We start from the raw sequence: 7,085 nt of genomic DNA on the forward strand, positions 1-7,085 counted from the left end.
CAACGAGGGCCTCAGAAAGCGCGTCCTCGATGCCGTGGCGGAGCTGGGCTATGTCCACAACCAGCTTGCGCGCAACCTGTCGTCGCAGCGCTCGAACGTGATCGGCCTGGTCCTTCCGAGCCTCGAGCGAAATCTCGACCGTCTCTTCTTCTTCTTCTTCTTCTTCTTCCTCGTCCTCGATCGGCGGCGCTTCGGATCGCGGCGCCGCGACCGGCCGGCCGCCCGACGTCTCGAGCGTCATGCGCGCACCTTCGAAGCTCTCGTCGATCAGGATCTCGATCGACACGCCGTAGCGCTGCTCGATGTCTGCGAGCTCGCCGCGCTTCTTGTTGAGCACGTAGACGGCGGCTTCCTTGCCGGCGCGAAGGCAGATGCGGTCGCCGCGGCCGCGCGCCGCTTCGTCCTCGATGATCCGCAGCGCCGACAGGCCCGCCGAGGCAGCGGTGCGCATCAGGCCCGTGCCATCGCAGTGGGGGCACGGCCTCGTCGAGGCCTCAAGCACGCCGGTGCGCAGCCGCTGCCGGCTCATCTCCATCAGTCCGAAGCTGGAAATCCGCCCCACCTGAATTCGCGCGCGGTCGTTCTTGAGCGCTTCCTTCATCGCCTTCTCGACCTTCCGGACATGGCTGTTCTGCTCCATGTCGATGAAGTCGATGACGATGAGGCCCGCCATGTCGCGCAGGCGAAGCTGGCGCGCGATCTCCTGCGCCGCCTCGAGATTGGTGTTGGTGGCCGTCTGCTCGATATTGTGCTCGCGCGTCGAGCGGCCCGAGTTTATGTCGATCGAAACCAGAGCCTCGGTCGGGTTGATGACCAAGTAGCCGCCCGATTTCAGCTGGACGACCGGCTGGTACATGGCGCTGAGCTGGTCCTCGACGCCGTAGCGCTGGAACAAGGGCGTCGTCTCGCTGTGCAGCTGCACCCGCCGGACATGGCTCGGCATCAGCAGCTTCATGAAGCCGCGTGCTGCCCTGTATCCCTCCTCCCCCTCGACGATCACCTCGTCGATGTCGCGGTTGTAGAGGTCGCGGATCGCGCGCTTGACGAGATCGCTGTCGCGATAGACGAGCGCCGGCGCCGTGCTGCTGAGGGTCTTCTCGCGGATTTCGTCCCACAGCCGCGCGAGATAGTCGAAATCGCGCTTGATCTCGGTCTTGGTGCGCTGGAGCCCCGCGGTGCGGACGATCAGGCCCATGGTCTTGGGCAGGTTGAGGTCGCCCATGATCGACTTCAGCCGCTTGCGGTCGGCGCCGTTCGAAATCTTGCGCGAGATGCCGCCGCCATGGCTGGTGTTGGGCATCAGCACGCAATAGCGGCCGGCGAGCGACAAATAGGTGGTCAGCGCCGCACCCTTGTTGCCGCGTTCTTCCTTGACGACCTGGACGAGAAGCACCTGGCGGCGCTGGATGACGTCCTGGATCTTGTAGCGCCGCCTCAGGTTCTGGCGCTTGCGGCGGAGCTCGTCGGCAGCGGATTCGTCGACGGGCGAGCGCGCGGAGCCGGTGCCGGCTTCTGTCGTGGTCGCGGTCGCAGTGGCCGTGTCGCCGTCGAATTCCTCGCCGCTGATCTCGTCTTCAGCAGGCGCATCGGGCTCGTCGAGCTCGGCCGCGCGCAGCCGCTCTTCCTCGGCGGCGTGCTCGGCTTCCTCGCGCAGCAGGGCTTCGCGATCCGCTTTCGGGATCTGGTAATAGTCGGGGTGGATTTCGCTGAAGGCCAGGAAGCCGTGGCGGTTGCCGCCATAATCGACGAACGCCGCCTGAAGCGACGGTTCGACCCTGGTGACCTTGGCTAGATAGATATTGCCTTTGAGCTGCTTGTGCTCGGCCGATTCGAAGTCAAACTCCTCGATCCGGTTTCCCTTGACGACCGCGACCCGTGTCTCTTCCGGGTGGCGCGCATCGATAAGCATGCGCATGGACATTGAAATTTCTCCGGGCGCGTAGGTCGAGCGTTAGGTCGCTCGGTCGCGCGATGATTGGCGCCTCGCCGCCTGAGTACTGATCGGCTGCGATGGCAGGATGACTGGAAAGCGTGTCTGCTCGATGCGCCATCCCGCGCCCTCGCGCGGGGATCGCCGCTTCACCGAAGAGCGGATGAAGGGCGTTCTGTGGCGTCATTCAAGCTTCAACCTCGTGGAACCGCGGCCCTTCGCACCGTCCGCGGCGTGAATTCCCCGGCGGGCGCCGGAGATCAAACCTGAGTTAGCATCGCCGACTCGCCCCCGCAACCATCGCAGGAGCAGAAACTTTCCTTTGCGCAAGAGTGACACAGGCGGCGTCGCTGCTATCTCGTGCCGTTCATGATCAGCACCAGCACTTTGTCCGGGCGCCGCGGCCTGTGGGCGTTCATCCTGGGCGTGATTGCCGTCACGGCAGGGGTGCTGATGCATATCCCGATGTTCCTGATGGGCCGGCACAATCATTTCATCCTCGCCGGCATGCCGATCGGGGCCGACATGGTCCTCGGAATGGTGGCGATCGTCGGCGGCGTCGGGATCGCCGCCTATGGGCTGCTTCCGAGGGACATACCGGGCCTGCTTTCGGCGTCGCAGGACATTGTCGTCACGCCGCCCGAGGACGCGCCGCTGTCGCGCGCACACTGGATGCTGATGGGCGTGCTGGTTATCGCGCTCGTCATCGACATCATGAAGCCGGCAACGCTCGGTTTCGTGCTCCCCGGGATGATGAGCGAATACCAGGTCGATGAGGCGACGGTGTCGCAATTCCCGTTTTCGGCGCTGGTCGGGACGGTGGTCGGATCGATCATCTGGGGAATCATCGCCGACATCTACGGCCGCAAGGCGTCGATCCTGCTGTCGGCGGTGATGTTCGTCGGGACGTCGATTTGCGGCGCGATGCCCTCGCTCGCGTGGAACGTCGGCATGTGCTTCCTGATGGGGGTGGCCGCAGGCGGGATGCTGCCCGTCACTTATGCCCTGCTTGCCGAGATGATGCCGAGCAAGCACCGCGGCTGGTCGCTCGTGCTGGTCGGCGGGCTGGGCGCGGTCGGCGGCTATTTCGCTGCGAGCGGCTTTTCGGCGATTCTGCAGCCGCACTTCGGCTGGCGTATCATGTGGCTGCTCAACCTCCCGACAGGCCTGTCCTTGGTGTTGCTCGGGGCGTTGATTCCCGAATCGGCGAAGTTCCTGCTCGCCCGCGGCCGGCGCGACGAAGCGCGGCGGGTGATGGAGCGCTTCGGCTCGAAGGCGCGGCAGATCCGCCCGGCCGAAACGGCAGCGCTGGTGAAGGGCCCGACGGTCGCGCTGACCGGCGCCGCCTTTTTCGGCAAGCTCGTGGCGCTCAGCCTCGCGGCCACCTGCTACGGCCTCATCAATTTCGGGCTTTTGCTGTGGCTCCCCGCCGATCTCGTCGCCAAGGGTTACAGCGTCGAGGTGTCGAGCCGACTGCTCGCGGAATCCGCGCTCATCGCCTTTCCGATGATTTTCGTCGTGGCGTTCGCCTACAGCGCGTGGAGCAGCAAATGGTCGCTAGTCGCCTCGATCGCCGTCACCGCCGCCGGGCTGCTCGCAGTGCTGCAGCTCGAATTGACGGGGTCCGGGAGCCCGGTGCTGCCCGTCGCCCTGCTCATCGTCGGGACGAATGCGCTGATCGCTATGCTCCTGCCCTATGCGGCGGAAAGCTTTCCGCTGCGCATCCGCGGCCGAACGACGGGCATCGTCGCAGCGTGCACCAAAGGCGGCGGCACTTTTGCCCAGCTGCTCGCGATCCTCGCGCTGGTCCCGCCACTTGCAGTGGTGTCGCTCGCGATCCTGGTGCCGACCATTGTCGCGCTCCTGCTCGTCGCATGGTTCGGCAAGGAAACGCGCGGCCGGGATCTGCGCGACCTCGATCCTGACGCGCGCACATTTTCCGCCACGGGCATGTAGCCAGGCCGCGGATACGTATTCGGACTTTGCGCCCGCGCAACGACCCCTATAGCAAGCGCCCGATGGTGGAGAAGGCTTCGACCCTGCTGATGTTCGGCGCGACCGGCGACCTTGCCCGGCGCATGCTGCTTCCCTCGCTCTACGGGCTCGATTCCGACGGCCTGCTCCCTGCCGATCTCAGGATCATCGGCACGGCGCGTACGGAACTCGGCGACGAGGCGTTCCGCGAGCGGGCGGACGCGGCCCTCAAGGAACATCTGCCGCAGGGCTTCTATTCCGAGGGCATCGCCAAGCGCTTCCTCGGGCGGCTTCATTATGTCCCGCTCGATATCAAGGACCAGAGCGGGTTCGACCGCCTCGCCAAGCGGATCGGCGACCCGTGCCATGGAGTCGCGATCTTCCTGTCGACCGCGCCGTCGCTGTTCAAGCCGACGATCGACGGCCTGGCAGGGGCGGGCCTTGCCTGCCCGACGGTCCGAATGGCGCTCGAGAAACCGCTCGGCAGCGACCTGGAATCGAGCCGCGAGATCAATGACTCGGTGGCCGGCGCCTTCCCCGAGGACCGCACTTTCCGAATCGACCATTATCTCGGCAAGGAGACTGTCCAAAACCTGCTGGCGCTGCGGTTCGCCAATTCGATGTTCGAGCCGCTGTGGAACGCGACCCACATCGACCACGTCCAGATCACAGTCGCGGAGACCATCGGCCTCGAGGGCCGCGGCGACTATTACGACCAGGCGGGCGCGCTTCGCGACATGGTGCAGAACCACATGCTCCAGCTGCTGGCGCTGGTGGCGATGGAGCCGCCGGCGGACTTCAACTCCACGGCGGTGCGCGACGAGAAAGTGAAGGTGTTGCACGCGCTTCGCGCGATCACTTCGGCGGACGTTGAGGCGAACAGCGTCACGGGTCAGTACTTGCGCGGGGCGATCGATGGCGAGCCGGTGCCCGGCTATGCCGAAGAGGTCGGCCACGAAAGCACGACCGAGACCTTCGTGGCGCTGAAGGCGCACATCGATAACTGGCGCTGGAAGGGCGTGCCTTTCTACCTGCGCACCGGCAAGCGCATGCCGATGCGCGATACCGAGATTTTTATCCAGTTCCGCGACGTTCCTTATTCGATCTTCGCTTCGCGCGGCGCGACGACCAAGCCGAACAAGCTGATCATCGGGGTGCAGCCGGAAGAAACGATCAGCCTTCACCTGATGGCGAAGACTCCGGGGCTCGACCGCCAAGGCGTGCGGCTGCGCGAAATCCCGCTCGATATCGGGCTTGCGAACGCGTTCAGCGAGTATCGCCGGCGGATCGCTTACGAGAGGCTTCTGCTCGACCTCATCGAAGGCGATCCGACTTTGTTCGTCCGCCGCGACGAGGTCGAGGCGCAATGGGGCTGGATCGACCGGATCCGCGCCGCGTGGACTGAGAAGGGACTGACTCCGCGGCCCTATGCGGCCGGGACGTGGGGTCCGTCCGCCGCGATCGCGCTGACCGAGCGCGACGGCATCAGCTGGCACGAATAGGCGCGAAGGACCACATAGGCGCCATGGATCTAAACCCCACCATCGCAACCGTCACCGACCGCATCATCGAGCGGTCGAAGCCGACCCGTCGGCGCTACCTCGACCTGATGGCCGAGCAGAATGAGCGGGGGATCAGCCGCCCGCGGCTGTCGTGCGGCAATTTCGCGCACGGCTTCGCCGCATCGGGCGAGGACAAGCCGACGATCAGCACGCTCGGCGGGCCAAACATCGCCATTGTAACCGCTTACAACGACATGCTTTCGGCGCATCAGCCCTACGGCCGCTATCCGGAGCAGATGAAGATTTTCGCGCGCGAGGTCGGCGCCACGGCGCAGGTCGCGGGCGGAGTCCCGGCGATGTGCGACGGCGTGACTCAAGGGCAACCGGGCATGGACCTGTCGCTGTTCAGCCGCGACGTGATCGCGATGGGCACGGCCATCGCGCTGAGCCACGGAATGTTCGACGCCGCGGCTTTGCTCGGGATCTGCGACAAGATCGTGCCCGGGCTGCTGATCGGCGCGCTGCGCTTCGGTCATCTGCCGGTGCTGCTCGTCCCGGGCGGGCCAATGCCGTCGGGCCTGCCAAACAAGGAAAAGCAGCGCATCCGCCAGCTCTACGCGGAAGGAAAGGTCGGCAAGGACGAGCTCCTGAAGGCCGAGAGCCGGTCCTATCATGCGCCCGGCACCTGCACCTTCTACGGGACCGCCAATTCAAACCAGATGATGATGGAACTGATGGGACTGCATGTCCCGAATGCCGCCTTCATCAATCCCGGAACGCCGCTGAGACAGGCGCTGACACGGGCCGCGGTGCATCGGCTGGCGGATCTCGCCAGGAGCGGCGAGCGGCCGCTCGGCGAGGTGGTTGACGAGAAGGCCATCGTCAACGCGATGATCGGACTGCTCGCGACCGGCGGCTCGACCAACCATTTCATCCATTTGCCGGCGATCGCCCGCGCGGCCGGGATCCTGATCGACTGGCAGGATTTCGCCGATTTGTCCTCGGCGGTGCCGCTGCTCGCGCGTGTCTATCCCAACGGGGCCAAGGACGTGAACGACTTCCAGGACGCGGGCGGCATGGCGTTCGTCACCTACACGCTCAGCCGCGAGGGTCTGCTCCACACCGACAATTTGACCGCGGGAGCAGAATCGATGGATGCATGGATCGGCAATCCCGAACTTCATGGCGACGAACTGGTGTGGAAGCCGGCAGAGGAAAGCGCCGACATCGACATGCTACGCCCGGCGAACGACGCGTTCCGGGCTGACGGCGGCCTGCGCCTCGTCCAGGGCAATCTCGGCCGCGCCGTGCTCAAGACGAGCGCCATCGACGAGGAGCGCTGGGTGATCGAAGCGCCGGCGCGCTGTTTTTCCGACCAGAACGAGGTGCTCGACGCGTTCAAGGCCGGCGAGCTCGACGGCGACTGCGCGGTCGTCGTGCGTTTCCAGGGCCCGCGCGCGAATGGCATGCCCGAGCTTCATAAGCTGACGCCGACGCTCGGCGTGCTTCAGGACCGCGGCCACCGCGTCGCGCTGATCACCGACGGCCGCATGTCCGGGGCGAGCGGGAAAGTGCCGGCGGCGATCCACGTCTCGCCCGAGGCGCTTCCGGACGGGCCGCTCGCACGAGTGCGCGACGGCGACCTGATCCGGCTCGACGGCCGCGCGGGGACTCTCGAA

General features: G+C 65.7%; 4 protein-coding genes. 3 read left to right on the top strand and 1 reads right to left on the bottom strand.

The window, feature by feature from the left end; genetic code table 11:
• On the bottom strand, window positions 1-1,921 hold a 1,921-nt coding region (locus GH737_RS11880; protein ID WP_155265022.1), incomplete at its 3' end, for an Rne/Rng family ribonuclease.
• Between the two features lie 378 nt (window positions 1,922-2,299).
• Here GH737_RS11880 and GH737_RS11885 point away from each other — a divergent pair.
• The 3 genes from GH737_RS11885 to edd form a co-directional block, all read left to right on the top strand.
• Window positions 2,300-3,886 carry an MFS transporter gene (locus GH737_RS11885; protein ID WP_155265023.1) on the top strand — a complete coding sequence of 529 codons (1,587 nt, stop codon included), beginning with the start codon at window positions 2,300-2,302 and terminating at the stop codon, window positions 3,884-3,886.
• Window positions 3,887-3,948: 62 nt separating this feature from the next.
• Entirely contained in the window at window positions 3,949-5,406 is a 1,458-nt protein-coding gene (gene zwf / locus GH737_RS11890; RefSeq protein WP_155265024.1) for a glucose-6-phosphate dehydrogenase, read from the top strand.
• Window positions 5,407-5,429: 23 nt separating this feature from the next.
• A partial coding sequence (gene edd / locus GH737_RS11895; protein ID WP_155265025.1) for a phosphogluconate dehydratase occupies window positions 5,430-7,085 on the top strand: 1,656 nt, incomplete at its 3' end.

It is taken from the genome of Sphingomonas segetis, assembly GCF_009720245.1.
Lineage (GTDB): Bacteria > Pseudomonadota > Alphaproteobacteria > Sphingomonadales > Sphingomonadaceae > Sphingomicrobium > Sphingomicrobium segetis.

Coding starts and splice junctions, on each gene's coding strand:
- GH737_RS11885 (WP_155265023.1), top strand. CDS start 2,300: ATGATCAGCACCAGCACTTTGTCCGGGCGCCGCGGCCTGTGGGCGTTC.
- zwf (WP_155265024.1), top strand. CDS start 3,949: ATGGTGGAGAAGGCTTCGACCCTGCTGATGTTCGGCGCGACCGGCGAC.